The 22,742-nt window shown below is 60.0% G+C and carries 16 protein-coding genes; 13 read left to right on the top strand and 3 right to left on the bottom strand.

The genetic code is table 11. The annotated features are described in order from the left end of the window. Positions 1–77: 77 nt before the first annotated feature. The 5 genes from ACE10X_RS01915 (at position 78) to ACE10X_RS01895 (ending at position 6,913) form a co-directional block, all read left to right on the top strand. Positions 78–1,373 (top strand): GNAT family N-acetyltransferase, encoded by a 1,296-nt coding sequence (locus ACE10X_RS01915; RefSeq protein ID WP_375763972.1) that lies wholly within the window; start codon positions 78–80, stop codon positions 1,371–1,373. Positions 1,374–1,681: 308 nt separating this feature from the next. Further along, positions 1,682–2,521, top strand: a complete 840-nt coding sequence (locus tag ACE10X_RS01910) for a 4'-phosphopantetheinyl transferase family protein (protein WP_375763971.1) — start codon at positions 1,682–1,684, stop codon at positions 2,519–2,521. Between the two features lie 48 nt (positions 2,522–2,569). After that, positions 2,570–3,610 carry a thioesterase domain-containing protein gene (locus ACE10X_RS01905; protein WP_375763970.1) on the top strand — a complete coding sequence of 347 codons (1,041 nt, stop codon included), beginning with the start codon at positions 2,570–2,572 and terminating at the stop codon, positions 3,608–3,610. Positions 3,611–3,651: 41 nt separating this feature from the next. Then, on the top strand, positions 3,652–5,667 hold the full coding sequence (locus tag ACE10X_RS01900) for an amino acid adenylation domain-containing protein (protein ID WP_375763969.1): 2,016 nt from the start codon (positions 3,652–3,654) through the stop codon (positions 5,665–5,667). Between the two features lie 67 nt (positions 5,668–5,734). Further along, positions 5,735–6,913, top strand: coding sequence for an acyl-CoA dehydrogenase family protein (locus ACE10X_RS01895; RefSeq protein ID WP_085970670.1), 1,179 nt, complete (start codon positions 5,735–5,737; stop codon positions 6,911–6,913). Between the two features lie 180 nt (positions 6,914–7,093). Here the strand turns inward: ACE10X_RS01895 and asnB are convergent, their stop codons facing one another. Next, positions 7,094–8,833, bottom strand: coding sequence for an asparagine synthase B (asnB, locus tag ACE10X_RS01890; RefSeq protein WP_051003062.1), 1,740 nt, complete (start codon positions 8,831–8,833; stop codon positions 7,094–7,096). Between the two features lie 281 nt (positions 8,834–9,114). Further along, positions 9,115–10,494 (bottom strand): polysaccharide biosynthesis/export family protein, encoded by a 1,380-nt coding sequence (locus tag ACE10X_RS01885; protein ID WP_038385691.1) that lies wholly within the window; start codon positions 10,492–10,494, stop codon positions 9,115–9,117. Positions 10,495–10,674: 180 nt separating this feature from the next. Between ACE10X_RS01885 and ACE10X_RS01880 the strand changes: the two genes are divergently transcribed. From ACE10X_RS01880 to ACE10X_RS01865, 4 genes are all read left to right on the top strand, one after another. Further along, on the top strand, positions 10,675–12,156 hold the full coding sequence (locus ACE10X_RS01880; protein WP_038385692.1) for an undecaprenyl-phosphate glucose phosphotransferase: 1,482 nt from the start codon (positions 10,675–10,677) through the stop codon (positions 12,154–12,156). A 167-nt stretch (positions 12,157–12,323) separates the two neighbouring features. After that, on the top strand, positions 12,324–13,442 hold the full coding sequence (locus tag ACE10X_RS01875; protein WP_038385693.1) for a Wzz/FepE/Etk N-terminal domain-containing protein: 1,119 nt from the start codon (positions 12,324–12,326) through the stop codon (positions 13,440–13,442). Positions 13,443–13,832: 390 nt separating this feature from the next. Next, positions 13,833–15,257 carry an oligosaccharide flippase family protein gene (locus tag ACE10X_RS01870; protein ID WP_375763968.1) on the top strand — a complete coding sequence of 475 codons (1,425 nt, stop codon included), beginning with the start codon at positions 13,833–13,835 and terminating at the stop codon, positions 15,255–15,257. Positions 15,258–15,274: 17 nt separating this feature from the next. Next, positions 15,275–16,282 (top strand): FkbM family methyltransferase, encoded by a 1,008-nt coding sequence (locus ACE10X_RS01865; RefSeq protein WP_244435848.1) that lies wholly within the window; start codon positions 15,275–15,277, stop codon positions 16,280–16,282. A gap of 124 nt (positions 16,283–16,406) precedes the next feature. On the opposite strand, the gene ACE10X_RS01860 is transcribed toward ACE10X_RS01865, so the two are convergent. Next, positions 16,407–17,357 carry a polysaccharide deacetylase family protein gene (locus ACE10X_RS01860; protein ID WP_304557431.1) on the bottom strand — a complete coding sequence of 317 codons (951 nt, stop codon included), beginning with the start codon at positions 17,355–17,357 and terminating at the stop codon, positions 16,407–16,409. Positions 17,358–17,756: 399 nt separating this feature from the next. Here ACE10X_RS01860 and ACE10X_RS01855 point away from each other — a divergent pair, with 399 nt between their 5' ends. From ACE10X_RS01855 to ACE10X_RS01840, 4 genes are all read left to right on the top strand, one after another. Then, positions 17,757–18,977, top strand: coding sequence for a glycosyltransferase family 4 protein (locus ACE10X_RS01855; RefSeq protein WP_375763967.1), 1,221 nt, complete (start codon positions 17,757–17,759; stop codon positions 18,975–18,977). A gap of 9 nt (positions 18,978–18,986) precedes the next feature. After that, positions 18,987–20,120 (top strand): radical SAM protein, encoded by a 1,134-nt coding sequence (locus ACE10X_RS01850; RefSeq protein ID WP_038385697.1) that lies wholly within the window; start codon positions 18,987–18,989, stop codon positions 20,118–20,120. Positions 20,121–20,137: 17 nt separating this feature from the next. Then, positions 20,138–21,319, top strand: coding sequence for a glycosyltransferase family 4 protein (locus ACE10X_RS01845; protein ID WP_244435849.1), 1,182 nt, complete (start codon positions 20,138–20,140; stop codon positions 21,317–21,319). A 93-nt stretch (positions 21,320–21,412) separates the two neighbouring features. After that, the gene (locus ACE10X_RS01840) at positions 21,413–22,732 is read left to right on the top strand and encodes an O-antigen ligase (RefSeq protein ID WP_038385698.1); all 1,320 of its coding nucleotides are present in this window, start codon (positions 21,413–21,415) and stop codon (positions 22,730–22,732) included. Positions 22,733–22,742 lie beyond the last annotated feature (10 nt).

The following is a 22,742-nucleotide window of genomic DNA, read 5'->3' as shown; positions in this document are numbered from 1 at the left end:
TTCGCGTTATCGGCCTCCGCCGAGACAATCGTCGGAGACGCCCAACCACGACGTGTCCGTCAGAGGGATGCCTGTGTGTGACCAGCCACCCGTCATCGGATCTTGCATCGGATCTTGCGCGAGAATTGCAGCTTGGTCCTTCGGTCTTCCCGTCGCGGCGCGCGTTCGGTCCTCTGGCGTTGGAACGGGAAAGCATGCCTGAGACGGTTACCGATGTCAGCCTGGATGCCCTGGAGAGCATTGCGTGGCTTGAAACCTCATGGAAGGAGCTCGAAGCTCGAGTGACTCACTCGTTCTTCCTGTCCTGGCTCTGGATCGGCACCTGGCTCCGGCACATCCCGAAGGGCGCGCAACCACACGTCCTCGTGGCCCGGTCATCAGGCAAGATCGTTGGCTTGGCGATTATTTGCCGGCGGCGGGCGTGGAGTCTCGGGCCGCATGCACGAACGCGCTGGCTGCTCAATGAAACGGGGGATACTCGTTTCGACCGATTGTTCATCGAGTACAACGGTATTCTTGCAGAGCAATCCGATGCCATCATGTCGGCGGGCCTCAATGCGTTGACGTCCCGCTTACGCCGCTCGGATCAGTTGGTGCTCTCCGGAATTGATCCGGACCTTGAGGCGACTGCCAGTCGCGCCGCAGGCCTGGCTGGGCTCGTGACCGAGGTGAAACAGGCTGATGCGGCATTGTGGGTTGATTTTGTCCCAGTCCGCCAGCGCGGGGGCGATTATCGCGCCACATTGGGCCGCAGCACGCGCCAGGCCGTGAGCCGTGCCATGCGGTTATACGCCGAACGCGGCCCCGTTGAACTCCGGATCATGGAAACGACGACGGAGGCCCTCGCCGCGTTCGATTTGCTGAGCGACTTTCATCGGTCGCGATGGGGACGCAGGGGAGCCTTCGCCAATCCCGGCTTCCGTCCGTTTCACGAGGACCTCATTGCGCGCGGCGTCCCTACGGGGGCCGTTCGCATCTCACGGACGTTGGTTGGGAAAGAGACAATTGGGGTCGTGTACAATTTCGTGCACGACGGCCGTGTCCTGAACTACCAGAGCGGCTTTCTCTATGAGAGCGATAGCCGGCTCAAGCCCGGGCTCGTCAGCCACGTGCTGGCTATTGAGGACAGCATTGCACGCGGGGAAAGCGGCTACGACTTCCTGGCTGGTGGCGGCGGGCACAAGTCCCATCTGGCCAATCGGGAACAAGCCATGACGTGGATCGCTGTAGGCAAAGACAGTCCGGAGCGCCACATCGAGGCCAAGCTCCGCAGCGCCAAGCGGATGCTACGAACCATTGCTACGAATCTTCCAAAAAAGACCGCGGCTCTGTATTCCATATTCGGGGGGCTAGTTCCTGGTCGATCGGTTTGAGCTCTTTGGCGAGGACCAATGTCGGGGTCGGCGATGCGGCCATTGTCGGTGCTGCCCCTTTTTGGCTGCCGGACCGGGTCGCGCTTACGCCCGGACTACATCCGTTGACAGTTTAGCGGCCCAATTCCCCTAGGAATATTCCCCCGCTTCCGCTCTGGCGGAACGACGCCGCGCTTTGCCGCCGAGTCGCTCAACTCAAGCACTCCGATCCGGGGCACCGGATGGGAACTGGCAAAAAATGGGTAATTACGATGGTCCATTGAGCCATGGCGGTGCGCGACTAAAATTTCAATCGGCAGTCCGCTCGAATGCCCATCGCAAGACCCGTTCGCAATCTACCGGCGGCAATCCGGATCAAGGCCAATAGAAAGCAAGTTGTGATGGCTTTTCGCATAGGTGCCTGTGAACAGAGCGCGTGGGAAAATAGTCGTTCCTTTGACGGGCAAGGCTATCGCAAACTTGAACGCGGGACTCGCGGAGCCGGCCCCGCCCCCTCGAGCTTTTTGGGCAAAGCCGTTGAGCTGAGGCGAGGGATCATCACGCCGGTTCTCGAGAATGATGGTTTGGAGGTCCTGGCATTCATGCTCCATGTGGAGCAGGACGTCATCCGGGAGCTAAGCGTTTGCCTCAACGAAGAGGAACATCGGCGCGCCGGGGGATTGAGATTGGAGCGAGACCGCCGGCGCTTTATCGTCAGCCGCGGGCAGCTGCGCCACGTCCTCGCGTCCAGACTGGGAATTTCGCCTTCGGAGATCGAGCTGGAATATGGACGGCTGGGTAAACCCCACCTCTCCCGCCGCATGCCCGCCCGCGACTTGCGCTTCAGCGTCTCACGATCCGGAGAAGTCGCGGTCATCGCCCTCTCGATCAGGCAGGAGGTCGGGGTGGACATCGAGGCAGTTCTTCCTGTGCCCGAAGCGGACGAGATCGCGCTCTGCCTTTCCACCTCCGAGTACGAATCCTACGCCGCCCTCGATCCGGAAGACCGGCTGGAAGGCTTCCTCCAGCGCTGGACCCGGCTGGAGGCTGTCTCCAAGGCGCTGGGGTGCGGCCTGGGACAGCCCATTTGCTGGGATGAGAAGGATTGGGCTGTCCGAAGCTTCGTACCGCAACCTGGATATGTCGGGAGCGTGGTCGTCCGGAAATGAACTTGTCATCCGGGGTCGAAGATACCGCGATGGCGCACGGAACAGGAAATGTCAGCTTCATCCATGAAAAGCCCGATGTCAGCGCCGGTGATGCAGTTTTCTGAGCTGCTCGCAGACCTCGCGGTCAAGGACATCAAGGTTTGGGTCGAGGGCGACCGGCTGCGCTGCAACGCCCCGGCCGGCGCGCTGACGGCGGAGCTTCGCGATCAGTTGCAGGGTCGGAAGGGCGAGATCATCGCGTTTCTGAACATGGCCACGGCCGCCGCCACGCAATCGCCTGCAATCGTTCCGTTGCAGTCTCGCGGAACACGCACGCCCATTTACGCCGTACCCGGTCATGTCGGGGCACCGTCCTCATTCCTGGACCTCTCGAAGAACCTGGGCGGCGATCAACCGTTCTATGCACTCCAACCGCCGGGCTTCGATGGGCAGAGCGAGCCGATGGACCGCGTCGAAGATATCGCCGAGTACTTCGCCCGCCAGATCGTCGAATATCAGCCGACCGGTCCGTACATCATCGCCGGCTATTGCTCCGGCGCTTCAACGGCTTTCGAACTGGCGCAAATCCTGCGACAACGCAAATCGGAGGTCTCATGCGTTGCGCTGTTTGGCCCGCTTCACCCCACCACCTATGGGGAATGGCCGCGCCGGCTGTATTTCCTTGCCCGGGGCAAGGCGGAATCGTTCCTGCATGAGACAGCGAAGCTGCCGACATTCAGCGCCCGTCTCCGATATTTCGGCAGTCGCCTCCGCGAGCACTTCCGCGCCCTCGTCCCTCTCGTTGGCAAGAGCAAAGAGCCTGTCGCGACAGATCCGGTGTTGGCGAGCAGGGCTCTGCTCAAATCCACGGCGATCGCGGCCTTTCAGCGGTACGCTCCCACCCCGTATTCGGGTCGGGTTTGCATATTCCTTCCCAACAAGGCCTGGCTGCGATCGGGCGCCGCGCCCCACCGATGGCTACCAGTAGTGCCGCATGCCGAATTTTACTTCGGGCCCGATGACTGCAACGAAGCCACGATGCTGATGGAACCTGACGCACCTGCCATCGCAGACCTCTATCGCCAGGCAACCCAAAAGCAGAACGATTGACGTGATTTGATTTTTTAGTTTTCCCGACGGGAGCGTATTTCATGAACGAGGTCCTACCTATCGCGCCGGAGGGCGTAGCGCTTACCCTGTTGAAGGATTCCGATCATCAGGCGCTGGTTGTCGATTACAACGCCACGGCAGCACGCTATCCGTCGGACAGGACGATCATCGATCTCTTCCGCGATCAGGCGACGCGCAGTCCTGACGCTGAAGCGATCCGCTTTGGCAATGTAACGCTGACCTACAGGCAGCTCGACGAACGCTCCAACCAGATGGCCGCGCATTTGAGCTCGATCGGCGTCGGCCCGGGCCGGATTGCCGTTGTTTTCATGGAGCACTCCATTGAAGTCGTCGTTGCGATCCTGGGTGTCCTGAAGTCCGGCGCAGCCTATGTGCCGGTGGATGCGGCAACGCCGAAGGGGCGTATCGCAACAATCCTGCAGGACATTTCCAACGGAACCGACGGGCGGGCGCCGGTGGCGATCACTCAGTCGCGCCTGCGCTCCGGCATTCCCCCGAACCTTGCCGACATTTTCGTGCTCGACGCCGATTTCGATTCGATCATGAAGCAACCGGCCTCGGCCCGACCGTCCGCTGCCACGCCGGACGGCGCCGCCTATATCATCTTCACCTCCGGCTCGACCGGCACGCCCAAGGGCGTCGAGATCGAGCACCGGAGCTTGGTGAACTACATCTGGTGGGCCGCCCAGGTGTACAGTTCCGGCGAGAGTCTCGCATGGCCCCTCTTCTCATCTCTCGCATTTGACCTGACCGTCACAACGCTCTTTACGCCACTCATCACCGGCGGCCGCATCGTGGTCTATCTCGGCGATCCCGGAGTGCAGAGCATGGTCGCGCTCAAGGTGATCGACGACAATGCGGTGGATATCATCAAGCTGACGCCGGCGCATCTCGCGATGATCCGCGACCGCAATCTTGAGACCACAAGACTGCGCAAGTTCATCGTGGGCGGTGAGGACTTCAAGGCCGCGCTGGCTCGCGACATCACCAACGCTATTCCCCATCCTATCGAAATCTACAACGAGTATGGACCAACCGAAGCCACGGTGGGCTGCATGATTCACCGGTTCGACACCGACCGGGATCAATCCGCATCGGTGCCGATCGGCGTTCCGGCCGCGAATGCGGGAATCTACGTCCTCAGCAAGGAATATCAGCCCACCGGGCCCGGGATCATCGGTGAGATGTTCATTGCCGGCGACGGTCTCGCGAGAGGTTATTTCAATCGCCCTGATCTGACCGACGAACGTTTCCGCACGGTCGCCGATCCCCGAGATGGGCGCTCGAAGCTGCGGCTCTACAAGACGGGCGATCTCGCCCGCTGGAACTCGGAAGGACGCCTGGAATTTCTCGGCCGCGCCGATCATCAGGTGAAGGTCGGTGGCACCCGTATCGAGCTGGGCGAGATCGAGGCACGGCTGCTCAAGCACCCGGACGTTCAGGAATGCGCCGTCGTCGCCACCACCACCTCGATGACGAAAGCAGCGACACAGAAAACGAACGGCCATCCCGAACCGTCGACGCCCGAAGACGGCATCGCACGGCTTGTGGCCTACTATGTCTCGTCGAAAGCTCCGACCGTGGCGGATCTGCGCACGCACCTCGCCGAAGAACTCCTGGAGTCCATGATTCCGACGCATTACGTTCGCCTCGAGCGGATGCCGCTCACGTCCAACGGCAAGGTCGACCGCCCGTCACTTCCCGAGCCGACGGCGGAAAACATCCAGCCGGCGCAAGTCTTCGCTGCCCCCTCGACAGAGACCGAGAAGACCCTGGCCGCGCTATGGTGCCAACTCCTGAAACTCGAGTCGATCGGACGCCACGACAACTTCTTCGACCTGGGCGGGGAGTCGCTCCTGGTGGTACGGGCGGTGTCGCGTATGCGAAAGATCTTCGGCGTCGACGTGCAGCTTCGCAACCTCTTTGAGCGCCCGACACTGGCCGAGCTGGCGGAAGTCATCGACGGCATGCGCTGGGTGGCCGGTTCCAATACCCCTTCCCTCTCGGAGGGACCGAGAGAGGAGGTCGAACTCTAGCCGGAAGGCCTCTGCCCGGTCTTGGGCATCGGGACAGGAGCCTTTGAGTCAGCTCATAGCAGATCGGATGAAGACGATGGACAAAGCTTGGATGTCGGCGCGAGAGCCGGAGCTGCCTTGGATGGCGGCGGAGTATGAGCTCTTACGGGACCAGGTCCGCCGGTTCGTCAAGGAGGAAATCAAGCCCCACGCGGATCGCTGGGAAGAGAACGGGTTCATTCCGCGTTCGATCCTGCGCCGCATGGGCGAACTCGGTTTCTTCGGCATCCGTTACCCGGCTGAGTATGGCGGCGCCGAAATGGACTCCGTCGCGTCAACGGTCTTCGCCGAGGAGCTCGGGCGCTCGACCTATGGCGGCGTCGCCGACGCGATGCTTGTCCATGCCGACATGGCTTCCTTGTATGTCTTTCACGACGGGACCAAAGCCCAGCGGGCCCGCTGGATGCCGGGCATTGTCAGCGGCGAGGTGATCACCGCGGTCGCCATCACGGAGCCGGATGCGGGCTCGGACGTGAAAGCCATCCGCACGCGCGCGGTCCGAGACGGCGACTCCTACGTGCTCGACGGCACGAAGCTCTACATTACGAACGGCGTCCACGCGGATCTCTACTGCGTCGCGGCCAAGACGGATCCCGCGGCAGGAACCAACGGGATCACGATGTTCCTCGTCGAGAAAGGGACGCCAGGCTTCAGCGTCGCGCGCGAACTGGACAAGCTCGGCTGGCGCTCCTCCGACACGGCGGAACTTGTCTTCGACGGTTGCCGCATCTCCGCCGAGAACCTGCTCGGCGCGGAGGGACAAGGCTTCTATTCAATCATGCGCAACTTGCAGAACGAGCGCCTCGTCCTCGCCGCCATGTCGATAGGCATGGCCGAGGCGGCGATCGATATGACCGTCACATACGTGAAGACCCGCCGCGCATTCGGGGGCGTCCTTTGGGACATGCAGGCGATCCGTCAACGTCTCGCGATGCTCTCTGCGAAAGTGGAGGCAAGCCGTCAGTTTCTCTATGCCACTGCCTGGCGCATGGCGGCCGACGACGATTGCCTGCGCGAGACCTCGATGTTGAAGGCCATCTGCGGTGAACTCGTCAACGAGGTCGCGTATGCTTGCGTGCAGTTCCACGGCGCCATGGGCGTCATGCGCGAGAGCGCGATCGAGCGCGTAGCGCGTGACGCGCGCGTCCTCTCGATCGCCGGCGGCGCGACGGAGGTGATGCTTGAGGTGGTCGCGTCGATGTCATGATCCTGATGCGGCGCCAACGACGTCGCTCTGGCATTGGTTGCAGGAAGGCTGAGTGCCGGCTCTTCGGGCGACGGGCCGGGCTTGAATGGTCTCGGCATCCGGGCCGCCCGTGGCGACCGACGCAGCAAACGGCGCGCCGGATTCACCCACAACGGCAGGCGATCCGCTTGAAGGAGGATTTCACTCCGCCGCTGCAACCCGTTCGCTCGATGGGGCCTCCGAACTGCCGAGGCTTCCAGCTGATTGAACATGATCAATGGCCTGAACGTGGATCCCTTTCACTGCCCTTCCAGATGGGTCATTCATGCTCGCAAATTGCTGAGACCAGAGAAACGCGGTCGGCGTGGAGCATGCGATCGAAGGACCGACGGGCACAGTTAGGCAGGCTGTCGGGTTGTTGAAAATGCCATCAAAGATGGTTCTGTAGAAATATCCTTCCTTGGACGTCGGCGTTTGCCGCGGAAAGCGCTTGCTCGCCTCTGCGAGCATCTGATCCGAGACTTTATTCTCGGCTTGATGTTTCAAGCTCTCAATCCAGCTGTACCCTACCCCGTCGGAAAACTGCTCCTTTTGACGCCACAAGATCGCTTGCGGCAACAGATCGGTAAACGCTTCCCGCAATATGCCCTTCTCGATTTTCTCGCCAGGGCACATTTTCTCGGCCGGGTTTATCGACATTGCGTAGTCCAGGAATTCCTTGTCCAGGAAGGGCACACGAGCTTCGACCCCCCAGGCCGCCATTGCCTTGTTCGCGCGACAGCAATCATACTTGCTCAGTGCAAAGATCTTCCGGACAGTCTCCTCATGGAATTCTTCTGCCGATGGTGCCATGTGGAAGTAGAGATAGCCGCCAAATACCTCGTCAGCGCCTTCTCCGGACAACACCATCTTGATGCCCATCGATTTGATTTTGCGCGCCATGAGGTACATCGGCGTGCCGGCACGAATGGTGGTGACATCAAAGGTCTCCAGGTGCCGGATCACGTCCGGCAATGCGTCCAACCCTTCCTGCACGGTAAAGACAATCTCATGATGGACCGTGCCGATGTGAGCCGCCACGTCTCGCGCATGCTTCATGTCAGGTGAGTTTTCGAGGCCGACGGAGAACGAGTGCAGCCTCGGCCACCATGCTTCTTCGGTTTCTCCCGACTCGATCCGCTTGAAGCGGTGGCGCGCCGCGAGCGCCGCGATAAGCGAAGAGTCGAGCCCCCCGGAAATAAGCACCCCGTAAGGCACATCGCACATCATTTGCTGCTTGACCGCAGCTTCGAGCGACGTTCGGAGCTCCTGCAGGGACACCTTCCTCGTTGGAAGAGTATGCGCCCACTGGGGATCATACCACTTGACGAACTGTCCGGCTTTGCCGCTGTAATGATGTCCCGGAGGAAACTCCCGGATCTTCTCGCATACGCCATCGAGAGCTTTCATTTCGCTCGCGACGTAAGTTGTGCCGTCGCTTCCCCATCCGATGTAGAGCGGAACAATGCCGATGTGGTCTCGGGCGACGAAGAAATCGCCACTGCGCTCGTCGAAGAGGGCAAATGCAAAGATTCCACTCAGCATATTGCACACGGCAGGGCCGTACTCGTCGTAGAGATACAGGATAATTTCGCAGTCGGACTTCGTCTTCCAAGCGTGCGGCAGCTTCAGTGCCTCGCGCAAAGCGACATGATTGTAGATCTCTCCGTTCACGGCCAAAGCCCGACCCGCGGTGACGTCGAGAAGGGGTTGAGCGCCATGCTCCACGTCGACAATGGAAAGGCGCTCGTGCGCGAGCACTGCGCCGTCGCTGGAGTAGATGCCACTCCAGTCTGGCCCGCGGTGCCTGACCGTCTTGGCCATCTCGAGCGCCCGGCTGCGCACCGTCTCGATCGAATCCTTAAATCCAAAGATGCCAACGAAGCCGCACAAGGAGGTCACCCTTCTGTGAGTTCTAGATCGCAGAGAAGCGGAAGAGCGGATCGAGAACGGTCAAGGTCACAAAATATTCAAGGCTCAGATCAGGCGGAATTACCCTATGCTTAGGCGGCGCCATCGTCGGATAGGCCATAAAATATGCGGATGAGCGGCATCGAACTCCATGGCTGCTCGTGTCTTCCGATTCCAGGTAGCCCCGGATGCGGGCTGACCGGCCGCTTCATGCGATCGACGAGAGCGCAAATTCCCGGCCTCGCGTGATGGGCCGATCGCTTCCGGCTTTGTCACCTGCTGTCGCGCCGCGAGTCTGCCGCGGTCACCTCAGACCGGCCTATCACGACCGGGGCATTTGAACTGCTCAGCTTTCGGGGCGGCGCGTCGGGACCATCCTGGTATCGCAGCGAGACCTCGATGGTGTCGCCCGGCTGCAACTCGGCGTCCTCGTTCACGACAATCCGTTCCGGTCCTTTCTCGCTCTTTCTAATAATGACAATATCCGGCTTACTGCCGGCGCCCCGTGCGAGCTGCGATCGAACCATCGAAGTGTACTGAAGCTTCTCGCCGACGCTCTGCAGTTTCTCGCGAATCTGATTGAGCTTTAAGCTGGTCTCTTGCAGCTCACGAAACAGATCAAGCTTCCGCTGATCGTCGAGCTTTGCCAACCGTCTGGCGTACTCGTCCTGCAATTTCTTGACCTGTAGCAATTGCGCAGAGGTCTGCAGCCTCCGGGTCGCCGACAGCAGAACCGCGCGACGGGCATCCGTCACGCGAGGGCTGATCAACGATCCCTTGCCGAACAGGTCGGTCGCTTTCTGAAGGTCCTCGACGTCGGATTGAAGTCCCTCTTCATCTTTCTTTTGCTGCTCCGATAGTACGCGGACCTCATCGTCTCCCTGCCGAACGCTGCGCTGCAAGTACGCCTTTTCCTGCTGATAGTCACTCTGCTTCGTCTTCAGATATTCGGCTTCCGCATTGACGATTTCCGAAACCGCCGACCGGGCTATGGGCACGTCGGCAAGAGAAGCGCTTGGATTGATCTGCGTCCCCTCCCCGAGTTCGCTCTTGATGCGCCACATACGCGCCTGTTCCTTGGCGAGTTCTGTCCAGAGCGATCCATACTCGCTTCTCAGGTCGGCTGACTCGAGATACGGGTTATTCATCCTGATATGCATGATGTCGTAGCCACCCGCCATGGCGATGAGCTGGCGCGCGGTGCTCGCCGGACGATAAGGGTACTCGCCCGGCTTCGACACGTCCCCGTTGACGTAAACAGGCCTGTACTCCGCCACGATCGCCGTGACCTGATCTGCATCGATCACGACCACGACCTCTCGGCCGTCCACGGTCCTCTGTCGAAAGACCTTGCTCGTCAGTGCGGCCCCGACCTTGGTCCGAATCTCTTGCAACGGCAGGCCGGCGACCGGGACCATCCCAACCAGCGGCAACGAGATATTGCCATCGACCTGGACCGGAGCACGCTGCCGCAGCTCCGGCACGCCGGCTACCGCGACCTCCAGAACATCTCCGACGTTCACTCGATATTCGGCTTTCGCCTGAGCGGAAATCGTCAGGCCAACAGCCACCAGGCCCCATCTGACACAACTGCCTGATTGACCGCTACGGTTGTCAAGATGAAAGAATTTACGCAGCTTGGCGTTCGGCATGGCGTGCTCGATGGCTCGGTCTCACTGATTGATCGACAATCTAAACCCGCAGCGCCTCGGCTCAACTGACCATCGTAGTTACTCCCGGCTACCCATTTATTGCCAGTCCGCCTCCTGACCCGAATGCTATTGTTTTTGTCAGGGGGACGGACTGCTTGACGGACTGCTTGGGAGTAACCGGTGAGTTATGCGTCTTTCACCAATTCGCCGGCTCCTACCGAGCGTTCGGCGCATTCGGTCACTGGCCGCAAGGCAATTCCGGCTGACGTTGGCAAGAATCGATTGGCCGCCTTGCTGGTATTGGCGGCAGGCGCCGAGTTCCTCCTCGTAGCTGTTGGGGCTTTTGCCGCCGCCGTCCTCTATTACCGACTGGGCCTTCAGCTCGACTATCCGGACACTCCAAAATACATCCTGGAATCCATTCTGATTGCCACGTTGCAGCTGCTCGTATCCGTTGGGCTGCGGCAATATTCGCGGATCCAGACGCAGCCCCGGCACATCTTCATGTGGAGCGGCGTCAGCGCCGTCTTCTTCGTATTCTCCTTCTTCATCTCGACGATATTTCTTCTCAAGATCTCGGACGGCTACTCGCGCGCGACCGTGATGGCCCAGGCAGCAAGCGTCATCGTCATGGTGCTCTGCGCGCGGGCAATATGCTTCTCGTTGCTGCAACCTGCCATCGCATCCGGACTGATCGACGCCAGGCGCGTCATCCTCATAGGTGAACCGAGCCACTGCTTGAATTTTTCCGGACGAGTGAGCGCCACCGGAATCCGGACCATTCGCTCGTTCGAGTTGCCGACCTTTCGCACTGGCGCTTCGGCACCGGAGGTGCGATCCCATGTCCGAGAACTGATCGCGGAGTGCCGGCCGCTGCGAGCGGATGACATTGTCATTCTGACTTCGGAGTCGGATGTTCCGGCTGCCCTCGCGCTCACCGGCGCCCTGTCGGAGCTCCCGGTTGACGTTCACGTCGTCCCGGTCGGTGCAATCGACCTCATGGCTGTGTCGCGCATCACGCAGTTCGGCAACATGGTGACGATGCGGATCTTCCAGTCTCCCCTGACGCCGTTCCACCGGGCAATCAAACGAGCTTTCGACATCGCGGCCGCAATTGTCGGACTTATCATCATCAGTCCCCTCTTCGTCATCCTTCCGCTCGCAATCAAGCTCGATTCCCCCGGGCCGGTGCTATTTCGTCAGACGCGGCACGGCTACAACAACGAGACTATTCGCGTGCTGAAATTCAGATCGATGACCGTGATGGAGGACGGCGACAATTTCAAGCAGGTGACCAGGCACGATCCGCGCGTGACCCGGTTGGGACGCTTCATGCGCCACAGCAATATCGATGAGCTTCCACAGCTCTTCAACGTGCTGGTCGGCGATATGTCACTCGTCGGACCTCGTCCGCACGCGACCTCGCAGAACGAGAGCTTCGCCCGGCTGATTTCGTCATTCTCCCGCCGCCACAACGTCAAGCCCGGCATTACCGGCTGGGCGCAGGTCAACGGCTATCGCGGCGAAACCGACACCTTGGAGAAGATGCAACGTCGTGTCGAGCACGATCTGTACTATATCGACAATTGGTCATTCCTTCTCGATCTCAAGATCATCGTCATGACCCTCTTCTCCAGAAAGGTCTATTGGAATGCCTGTTAACGCGATGTCGACTGCTGCGTGCACGCCGTACAGCAAGACCGCAAGGGCATTGCAATCGATCCCGTTCCCGTTTGATCGGCGGAGGCTTCGGTAGGCCACCAGTAACTGCAGGTTCGAGACAAATGCTGCAAACTCACAGAACAGACAATTCGGCACCTCAGGACCCGATGCCGCCTGAATTTGGTTCGCCGGCCGAATTCGTGGCGGAGGGCTTCGCTTTCTTGCGCCGCCGCCTCTCGATCATACTGCTGACGTGTTTTCTGATGTTTGGCGCCGGCTTGCTCTATCTCGTTGTCACCGTTCCGACGTTTACGGCAACCGCGCAGCTCATCGTCGACGCCAAGGCGGCTTCTTCCAACGACACGGCGTCGGCAACGACGGCCGTCGAAAGTCAGGTCGCAATCCTGAAGTCCGAGAGCGTCGCTCGCGCGGCGATCGCGAAGCTCGGTTTGGCGGGGGATCGGGAATTCTCCAGCGGCGCCCTGCACCGTTTCAGTCGGTCGATATCAGGGATGCTCGGCTGGAGCAGACCGGACACGGACGTCGTCACGCGTGATGCGATGGAAGCATTCGCGCGCAAGCTCTCGGTGAAGCGCGCCGGCCTCACCTACATTGTCGATCTCGCCTTCAACTCCGCCGACCCCGATCGGGCAGCGCAGGTCCTGGACACCATCGTAGAGACCTACATTACGACGCAGATGGACGCGAAATACAAATGGGGTCTGCAAAACGAGAAATGGGTCAAGGATCGTGTCAACGAATTGAGCAGCCAGGCGTCGGCCGCCAAAAAGGCCGTAGCGGATTACAAGACTGGCATGGCGGCTCCCGCGAACACCGCCGCGGCAGGTCCACCCTCGCCGCAATCGACCGGACCGACGCAAGACGAACTCCGCGAACTGGAAGCTACGGCGGACGCCGCCGCCAAAACGTATGACAGTTTCCTCCGGATGTTGCGTTACATGGACGCCATGCAGCAGCAATCCGCGCCGGTGTTCGAGGCTCGTCTGCTCACCGGGGTGTCTCATCCCTACACGGCCAGTTCGCCAAACGCCCGATTGATACTTGGTTCAGCGATCCTCGGCGGCATGCTTCTGGGGATTGGAATAGGATTGCTGCGCGACAGGTCTGACCGGGAACACGCGCCCGCGCGCAGGTCTGCAGGCACCGCATCCGGAGGAACTGCAGTGGTCCAGGGGCTCAAGGCGAGCGGCGTCAAGCCCCATTTCGATGGTTCGTTCAAGGTCGAGAAACAACACACGTACAAGGAGGCCAATCCTGACTTATAGTCGCATGAATTGGCTCCCGATCGCGATACCGCAAGCTCGATTGAAATGCCCCCGTACATCACCGCCGAACAGTGCGCGTCGGCGAACCGCCTTCATCGCGATGAAGGCAGCATGTTTCCCGCTGCGGCCACCGGAGTGGGTAATCCAGAAGGGCCGAACGCTCTCCGCAGCCGTGGGGTTATATTCGCCCCTGCGACAATGTGTCGATTTGACAATGAGTCGCCTTTGAACGCTCAGCCTCCGCGCAGTCCGCTCCTCCGCCCACGAGGTGCGCCGAACCGGGAATTTCGGGCAAGAGCTCGATCACAATTACTGGGCGCCGCGTGGCGTCCACCAACGTTGGCTTGAGCAATGACGAGCTTTACCCGAGCGCCCGGCGGACCGGCGACCATGTTCAGCAATGTCTTCCGGCAGTCATGGCTGGCCTTGGCATACCGATGCTCGGGCGCCGTCGTCTCCTTCCTCTTCGGTGTAAGCTTTGCGCGGATGATGAACATAGAGGAATACGGAGCGCTCATGTCGTTGATGACGTTCGCGCTCGTCGCCTCCACGGTCGGCCTCGTCGGTCAGCAATTTCGCGTGTTGCGGGAAATACCAAGCATCGCCGCCCGGAAAGACTACCCGGAGATCGGCTCGATCGTCGCGAAGCGGCTTCGTGTGGCATGTCTGGGCAGCGTTGCCGTGACCGTAATCGCCCTCCTTCCGTTCGTCGCCGCTCACGGCCGCGACGGAATATTCGGAAGCTGGCAATATGCCACGAGCGTGCTTCTGATATTGCCGTTGTCCTTGATCGAAATGCAGAGCTCGCTAGGGCGCACGCTCGGCTCCGTCAATCTCGCGCTCGTTTCGAAGGATGTGTTGTGGCGGTTTCTCATCATATTGTTGGGCGCCGTTCTCTTCGCGACGTATGGCCATCCGCTGCCGGCGCAAGACGTTCTGCTGATTGCGACTGGAATCCTGGTCGTGTTGATCGCCGCTCAGAACATTTACCTACGGCATCTCGCGGAGGGATGTAAGGTTTTCACCATGGCGGTGAGACGATCGAATGACCGGCTTGGCGACGTCCTTTCCAGTTCGGGACCGTTCTGGGTAACCAGCGTCACCAGTATCATGGGCGGCACGGTCGACCTCGTCGTCATCTCGGTCATGGTCGGCCCGGAAGCCGCTGGATATTACTACGCTGCCAGCCGGATCGCGCTCCTTCTTGATTTCTTCCTGGCGACCTTCTGTATTCCCGCGGCGCCCCTCATCGCACGTCTGTTCGATGAGAATCGCCATGCGGAAATCACACGCGTCACGTCGGGAGCGTCATTGGGTGCGTTTGTCGCCGTCCTCGGCTGCGTTGCGACGCTGGCACTTGGCGGCGACCTCGCGCTGATGGCGTTCGGAGAGACTTTCACCCGCGCCTACAGCGTCCTGATGGTCCTGGCAATCGGCATGTTGGTGTCGACATACTTCGGGATCGGCCCCATCGCCTTGAACATGACGGGGCATCAGCGCGCCGCGATGCACATCGTGGTGACCACTTGGGCGGTGGGGATCCTGGCCATGATCGGCGCGACCTTGGCCTTCGGGACAATAGGAGCGGCGGTTGCCGGCGCCTGCGCAGGCATCGCAACCAGGACGTGGACAGCGGCCTACATGTATTCGGCGGAAGGGATCGATATCACAGCCACCACGGCGCTCCTCACGTTGGTCAGGCGCGCAACGGGGAGAGGTGCATCCGAACCGCATACCGAGGCAATACGGCCGGAAGCCAGCGCCACCATTCTTGACCTGCAGCCTGTTCGCGGCAGTCGGGACACGCGTACATGAATTGGGGAGGTAGTTGAATGCGTTCGCTGTCATCCGAGGACGCGGCTGCTGCAATCGGATTTACGCACGGGAGGCGGTACCTGATGGACCGGGGTACATTCGAATACGAGGTGTCAGGAAGCCGGCTTTCCATGGGCCTGGTGAGGCTTCTGCACACCGTTGTTGCGCGGAGTACCGGGCGCGGTATGGGACTTGCCATGCGGGCGGTCAAGCCGCTTCTGCATTCCCAGTTGTCTTGCGTGCATTTCGCCGACGGCAGCCGTTTGTACTTCGAGCTGAACGACGTCTACTGGAATGCGTTCTTCATCGGCCAACCCGATATGACCTACGAGCCGGACATAGCGATGCTTCTGCTGCGGCTGAAGGATACCGACTATACGTTCTTCGATTGCGGTGCGAACATCGGATACTGGTCCGTTCTCGTTACGTCGGAAATGCTGGGTCGCAAGCGCGCGATTGCCGTCGAGGCTTCACGGGAGACGCTTGCAATTCTCGAGCAGAACCGCGACGCGAATGATCGGCGCTTCGAGATCTGCCGCAGGGCATTGTTCGAGTACGACGGTCGCAGCCTGTTCTTCTCCGACGACGGACCTCATTCGGCCCGACACATCGTAACGTCGCAGAGCAACCGTCCGTCACACACCGAACCCGTCATGTCGATAACGATCGATGCGTTGGCAAGGGACCAGCAGCTGACCGACAGCGATCGGCTCGTCATCAAGCTCGACGTCGAGGGCCAGGAGGTTGCCGCCCTGAAGGGCGCCCGGCAGGTTCTGAAGCGCGACACGCTGATCATCTACGAAGATCATGGCCAGGATCGCAGCCACGCGACCACGAGGTATGTGTTCGAGGCACTCGGACTTCCAGTGTTTTCTCTTGCTGCAGACGGGTCCGTCACGAGAGTCAGCGACCTTGGCACACTGGATCGCCTGAAGGTGAACCCCAAAATCGGCTACAATTTCGCGACCTGCCCGCCCGGATCCGGCTTCCACCGCTGGATCTCAGGAATCGCCAGTCACGCATGATCGTGTGGAGCGCTGTCGGCGGCCGATCCTGACCCACGAGATCGCCGGCCGCTCGACCCGCTTCTCGTGCCCGAGCCGGAATTCGCGTGCCCTCGGCTCTTCGACGCGATCGGAATGCACGATATCAATTGCTGCGACCGAACAGCATCTCGACCGCCGACTGGACGCCATTCATTCGCCCTTCGAACGGCACTCTGTCGTCGGATGGACCTCCGACCGCGATGCGGGGAAGCCCAAAAACATTCGGCTCGCGATCAGATATCTGTCCATGCCGAGTTGTGACTGCAGTCGAAAAACCGACTTCCACCGCGAGATCTTGTTCTCGAGGACCGCATGCCCTGGAGTTGCCGTAGGGAAAAGCGACGTGCCGGACCGGGCGCTGAAGCAGTCCCTCCAGATAGGTGCGATTACCCGCCATTTCGGCGCGCGCTGAAGCTGCATTCAGGTACGCGAGTGCCGGATGTGATTCCGTGTGTCCGCCAATCGAAGCCAGGGGGTGTCGTGCCAGAGCCTGGAGCTCGCGCTCATTGATGAAATAGGTGTCGTTCAAGGCCTCCAGCGATAGATCGGCCTTGCTGAACGTAGGGGCGAGCATTTCGACCCGCTGGTAATCCTCATGGACCCAGTTGCTCACCTTCTCCAGGGCCGATGCTTTCTCGTCAAAATCGCGACAGCTGAATCTCATGTTCATTGCGTCGATCGCAAGACTGTCTCTCGAGCGGAACAGGTCGCGCAAGCCCAGCCACCACGGTTGCATCGTTCGCGTCACCGCACCCGTTGGAACATAGACGGTGAAGGGCGCGCTATTTCGCTCAAGGATTGGCAATGCAGTCGTGACGTTGTCCTTGTAGCCGTCGTCGAAGGTAAGCACCGCATAGCGGCGGGGTTGCGGATCCACCGCCAGCCGCTCGAGACATGCATCGAGACTGACGATCTCCCATCCTTGCTGGCGCAGCCACTTCAGAGTGTATTCGAGGAAATCAGGCGATGCACCGGTCTTCAGCTCCGAGCGCCAGTCCTGCTGAATCTCATGGAACATCAGGATAGCGGCCCTGCCGGCAAATGCCTTGCGCAAGGCAGGTGCAAGTCCAGCCCAACTAGCCGCATGGAATATGGTTCGGCTGAGAAGTCGCTTCACGCGAAGCCACCACCGGACAGGCTGATTGCGTGCAAGCCGACCAAGCGGCTTCGGTGCTCATTTGATTGCGTGTGCGATCTCCCCATGCTCATCCTCAAATTGCCGTCGTGAATGCAGCAATGTTTCCGATGGGAAACAGCCCTCCATTTATCAACAAACCGCGTCGCTCTGGCAACCACGGCGCTGGTACTCACTACTGGGTACCCCAGATTTCATCGCCGCCACTCTGAATGCGCCGCCTGCATCGAACTGCTTTCACGGTAGCTTTTCGTCGGACACAGAGTGCACCGGCCACTGTTGATGCCGGCCTTTGTGATGTGCATGTCGAGGGCCTTAATGAAAGTACTGCTCGCCAACAAGTTTCTGTTCAACAACGGTGGCGCAGAGGCAGTGCTGCTTCAGGAACGGATGTTCCTGACGAGCAGCGGGGCAGACGTCATTGACTTCGCGATGCAGCACGAGCGGAACATCGAATCTCGCTATGCAAATCACTTCGTGTCTCGCCAGGAATACCGGACCGGCGGCCATCTCGCCAAGATCAAGAGCGCGCTCTCGTTGATTCACTCGCGCGAAGCCGTGAGCAAACTCGCATCTTTGATCGAGGAGACCCGGCCGGATCTGATGCATTGCCACAACATCTATCACCAGCTGACCCCGTCGATTGTTGGCGTCGCCAAGTCGCGTGGGATTCCGGTCGTGCTGACACTGCACGATTCGAAGCCGGTGTGCCCGGTGCACACCCGCATGCGAGAGGACCAGTTATGTTCGTCGTGTCTCGCTGGAGATTTCCGTCACGTGCTGATGCACCGCTGCGCTGACGGCTCGATCGCGCAGAGCGCCACGCTTTACATGGAAGCGGTCATTCAGCGCTGGTTCGGCAGCTACGAGAAGGTCGATCGCTTCCTCGCGCCGAGCCAGTTCATGCGGGAGTCGGTGTTGCCTCGGTTCGCATCGGACCGGGTCCAGGTGCTCTACAACGGCGTGGATGTCACCGGCATTTCGGCGAGCGATCGGGACAAGGGATACGTGCTCTATTGCGGCCGGCTCGCGCCGGGAAAAGGTGCGGAGACGCTGTTGCGCGCCCACGAGGCAGCGGACTGCCGGTGGCCTCTCGTCATCGCAGGCTCCGGCCCGCTGGCGGATAATTTAAGGGCGCAATTCACCCGGAACGTGCGTTTCGCGGGCCAGCTATCCGGCGAGACTTTAAACGAGACGATCGCCGAGGCTTCCGTGGTGGTTGTGCCTTCGGAGTGGTGCGAGAACTGCCCAATGTCGGTGCTGGAGGCGATGGCCTATGGCAAGGCGGTCATAGCGACCCGCGTCGGCGGCATTCCGGAGCTCGTGGACGATCGCGTGACGGGGCTTTTGTTTGAGCCCGGCAATGCGGACGAGCTTCGACGTCACCTCGATTGCCTGATGAGCGACGCCGCACGCCGTGCAGGCATGGGAGCGGCAGGAAGAAGCCGCGTCGAAGCGGACTTCTCTCTCGAGAAGCATAACACCGAACTGATGGCCGTCTACCGATCACTGGTGAGCGAGCGGCATTCATCGCATTGAGGATTGCAAATGGACCTCACCGTCATCTCCACGTTTCGTTGCAACTCGAGATGCCAGATGTGTTACATCTGGAAGAATCCGACCGATCCAAAGGAAGAGGTCACGCTCGAGACCCTGGCGAAGCTTCCTGGGGGGTTCGATAATCTCAATATCTCCGGCGGAGAACCGACTCTGCGGAAGGATCTGGCCGAGATGGTGGACCTGCTCCACCCCAAAGCCCGAATCATAGAGATCAGCTCGAACGGCCTGCATCCCGAGCGTCTCCTCCCCATCATCAAGAAGCACCCGAAGATCAAGGTTCGTTTCAGCCTCGAGGGTGACGCGACCACCAGCGACTGCATCCGCGGCGAGAAGGACGGCTATGCCACGAAGGTAGCCGGACTTCGCATGCTGCAGGAGGCAGGCGGGCAAGACCTGGGATTCGCCTTCGTCATCCAGGATGAGAATGTGGCTCAGCTCGTTCGAACCTATGAACTGGCGCGTTCGATGGGGTTCGAACTTGCGACCTCGACGCTGCACAACGCGTGGCAGTTCTACAAGAACGACAATTATTTCTACGAGCGCGTCGCGGTGGCCCGACAGGTGGAAGGGCTTATCACTGCAATGCTCAAGAGCAACAAGCCGAAGAACTGGTTTCGCGCCTATCTGAATCTGGGCTTGATCGAAAAGATCCTCGGCCACCCGCGGTTGATACGCTGCAGCGCGGGCACTGACTTCGCATTCATCGACCCCTGGTCCGATGTATGGGCCTGCAATGTGCGGTCGGACCTGCCGCTGGGCAACCTGGCGCGCCAGTCCTGGAGTGAGATCATGGCCAGTGACACGGCCAAGAACTCCGTCGCCAAGGTTCACGCTTGCCAACAAAACTGCTGGATGGTGACGACCGCGCGCACGGCAATGCGCTCAACGCTGATTCCGCAGGCGCCGAAGATGGGGCCGCTCATCTGGGTGCTGAAGAACAAGCTGAAGGTCGAGCTCGGCCGGCCGATCTGTTTCGATCAATACATCGATTATTCCAACGTCGCGCCTACTCCGCGTGTCCAGCGAACGTCGTTCCTCAACGAAAAGCAAAAGGCACGATTGGTGCGCGGGAGAGAGACGGTCGACGCCCGATATCCGCTCAAGGAATTCATGAATAACTAATTTGACAGGAGGGTGCAGTGAGTGCGGATCATCTGGTACTGCGGGTGATCATGCTTGGCTTGCGTGGATTTCCCAATGTGCAGGGAGGAGTGGAAGTTCACGCAGAGCACCTCTGCCCTCATCTCAAGGAACTGGGCTGCGATGTCGAGGTGATCGTTCGCTCCTCGTATATGCCGCCTGATCGCGGCGACGAGTGGCAGGGTGTGCGTTACCAGCGCGTATGGTGCCCGAAGACCTCGGGTCTCGAGACAATCGTCCATTCGTTCCTCGGAGTGCTTGTCGCCGCATGGCAGCGGCCGGACGTGTTGCACATCCAGGCCATCGGGCCGGCCTTGATGGCGCCACTCGCGCGCTTGCTGGGACTGCATGTTGTCGTGACGCACCACGGCCCGGATTACGAACGGGAGAAGTGGGGCCGATTGGCCAGGATGGCCCTGCGCGCCGGCGAGGCGTGGGGCATGCGATTTTCCGACGGCCGCATCGTCATCTCCCAGACCATCCGAAAGCTGGTGCGGGATAAGTACGGCCTGAATTCGGACCTCATTCCAAACGGCGTCACCTTGCCTGACGTGCCGAAAAGCACTTCGGTGCTGGAGAAGCTTGGGCTTACGCCGGGACGATATGTGTTGATGGTGGGCCGGCTGGTACCAGAGAAGCGGCACACCGACCTGATTCAGGCCTTTGCCGATGCCAGGCTCACCGGATGGAAGCTCGTGTTCGTCGGCGCCTCCGAGCATCCAAACGCATATACCGAAATGCTTGCGGCGCGCGCGGGGGCAACCGCTGGGGTGATCATGGCGGGCTTCCAGTGCGGCCTCGCATTGCGGGAGCTATACGCCCACGCGGGCATTTTCGTTTTGCCATCCTCGCACGAAGGCCTGCCAATCGCGCTGCTGGAAGCTCTGAGCTTCGGTTTGCCCGTGGTAGCCAGTGACATTCCTGCTCACCTGGAGATCGGATTGAATGACGCGCACTATTTTCATGTGGGAGATGTATCAGGGCTCGCGGATCGCCTGGCATCGTTTGCACACAGTCCGTGGCCGTTGGAACTGCGCGAGAAGACACGCAACTGGTTGGCTGAACGGGAAGACTGGCGCTCTATCGCAGAGCGCACTCTCGGATGCTATCGCAGAGCAATCGAGCCTCATCGAGGCGGTCCTCATGTGCGGCCTCGCACGGTGCCGCCCAGCGCCACCTAGCGGGCTGCTCGCGCGGCATGGCGGCGAACGCGCCACCCCCGTCCCGCGGTTGGGGTATAGCCTCAAACCGATCGAACCAGGGCGCCGTTCAAGATGAGTGCACTCCTGCTGTATTTTCTTATCTATACGTTCTTTCGATCAATCTCTAACGGCGTCGATCGTTTGTCCGGGACGAGCTTTTCCATGATCCTATCGATCACCGTCATCGGGATCGGTGCTGTGGCGATCTGGTACATGCGGGACGTCAGGATACACAGACGAGTTTTCACACTGTTGATCTGCTTGTCCATCTTTATTGCCGCTTGCGGACTGTCACTTATCGTCAGCGCTGGAGCCGGCAAGATAATCGACCAATATTCCGCCTGGTACGAGATCTTCAGGTATCTGCAACTGATCATGTTCGTGGCATTGCTTTCGTCCCTCTACCGACATCCAAGTTTTTGCCTCAACGTCCATCGCGTTTATATGTCGCTGCTGTTCATCATTTCCGCCGTCGGACTAGTGCAATACCTGACCGGTCATGCAGAGCTTGTCACCCAATACGACAAGTTTAAGCGGGTGGCGGGTCTTTCTTCGCACCCCGTACCCTACAGCCTGGAGATCGTGCTGACCTTTTTCGTTTGCGAGCTGTCGCGCCGGAAAATGCGGCTTCCCATTCAGCACTTTCACCTCGCGGTGTACTCGCTGTTTGTTGTTGCCCTGGTCCTTTCCGCTTCAAGGACCGGTGTCGCGCTGCTCGGAGTGACCCTCAGCGTATACTTTTTTGTCCAGCGGCCTGCTCTCCTTCCGGCGTTCGCGGCAGCATTCGCGATCCTCATGTGGGCATCTCCATTTGGAGAGTTGTTCTCGGACCTGAGCACCGTTCCGGAATACATCATGAACGGCGAATATGCGGTGTGGGACTGGCGCACCGCGCCGACGTCGGTCCATTGGCGCATTCACCACTGGTACTATCTGTCCACACTTGGATTGGAACGAGCGTGGACCGGATATGGCCCCGGTCAAGTAGGGTTCTATAGTCCGTTTCTTCTTTTGGCGCATAGTCAGTTCGTAGAAATATTCTTCGATTCGGGCGTGGTCGGCCTGATCACCTTTGCCGTGTTTTGGTTCAGTCTTCCGCTGGCCGCGATGTCGGACCGGCGGCGGCTCGTTTCCTCATATGGAAAGCGGTCAGCAGAAATTGGAATCCTGCACTTGTGGCTTGCGATGTTTGCCGGCGTGACGCTGGTTGCATCGTTCGATGCGAGCTTCGACAGGGAAACGGTGGCGTTTTCGCACTTGATCGTCAGCATGTTTGTGGTGCTGGCTCAACCTGAAGCCGTCACCGAACGAGACCCAGGATCGCGCTACTCGCACATCTCGATGACTGCTGGTTCGCGGATTGAAGCATCGGCGAGCCGAGAAACCATCTGAACAGCAACAT

Source organism: Bradyrhizobium sp. Pha-3, assembly GCF_042258325.1.
GTDB classification, from domain to species: domain Bacteria; phylum Pseudomonadota; class Alphaproteobacteria; order Rhizobiales; family Xanthobacteraceae; genus Bradyrhizobium; species Bradyrhizobium elkanii.
Note: the sequence above shows the minus strand (reverse complement) of the source record. Positions and strands in the feature narration are given on the sequence as shown.

Excerpts from the sequence above, each read along its gene's own strand:
- ACE10X_RS01840 (WP_038385698.1), top strand. The coding sequence starts at position 21,413 with ATGAGTGCACTCCTGCTGTATTTTCTTATCTATACGTTCTTTCGATCA.
- ACE10X_RS01850 (WP_038385697.1), top strand. The coding sequence starts at position 18,987 with ATGGACCTCACCGTCATCTCCACGTTTCGTTGCAACTCGAGATGCCAG.
- ACE10X_RS01865 (WP_244435848.1), top strand. The coding sequence starts at position 15,275 with ATGCGTTCGCTGTCATCCGAGGACGCGGCTGCTGCAATCGGATTTACG.
- ACE10X_RS01900 (WP_375763969.1), top strand. The coding sequence starts at position 3,652 with ATGAACGAGGTCCTACCTATCGCGCCGGAGGGCGTAGCGCTTACCCTG.
- ACE10X_RS01885 (WP_038385691.1), bottom strand. The coding sequence starts at position 10,494 with ATGCCGAACGCCAAGCTGCGTAAATTCTTTCATCTTGACAACCGTAGC.
- ACE10X_RS01895 (WP_085970670.1), top strand. The coding sequence starts at position 5,735 with ATGAAGACGATGGACAAAGCTTGGATGTCGGCGCGAGAGCCGGAGCTG.
- ACE10X_RS01870 (WP_375763968.1), top strand. The coding sequence starts at position 13,833 with ATGTTCAGCAATGTCTTCCGGCAGTCATGGCTGGCCTTGGCATACCGA.
- ACE10X_RS01875 (WP_038385693.1), top strand. The coding sequence starts at position 12,324 with ATGCCGCCTGAATTTGGTTCGCCGGCCGAATTCGTGGCGGAGGGCTTC.
- ACE10X_RS01855 (WP_375763967.1), top strand. The coding sequence starts at position 17,757 with ATGAAAGTACTGCTCGCCAACAAGTTTCTGTTCAACAACGGTGGCGCA.
- ACE10X_RS01905 (WP_375763970.1), top strand. The coding sequence starts at position 2,570 with ATGTCAGCTTCATCCATGAAAAGCCCGATGTCAGCGCCGGTGATGCAG.
- ACE10X_RS01910 (WP_375763971.1), top strand. The coding sequence starts at position 1,682 with ATGCCCATCGCAAGACCCGTTCGCAATCTACCGGCGGCAATCCGGATC.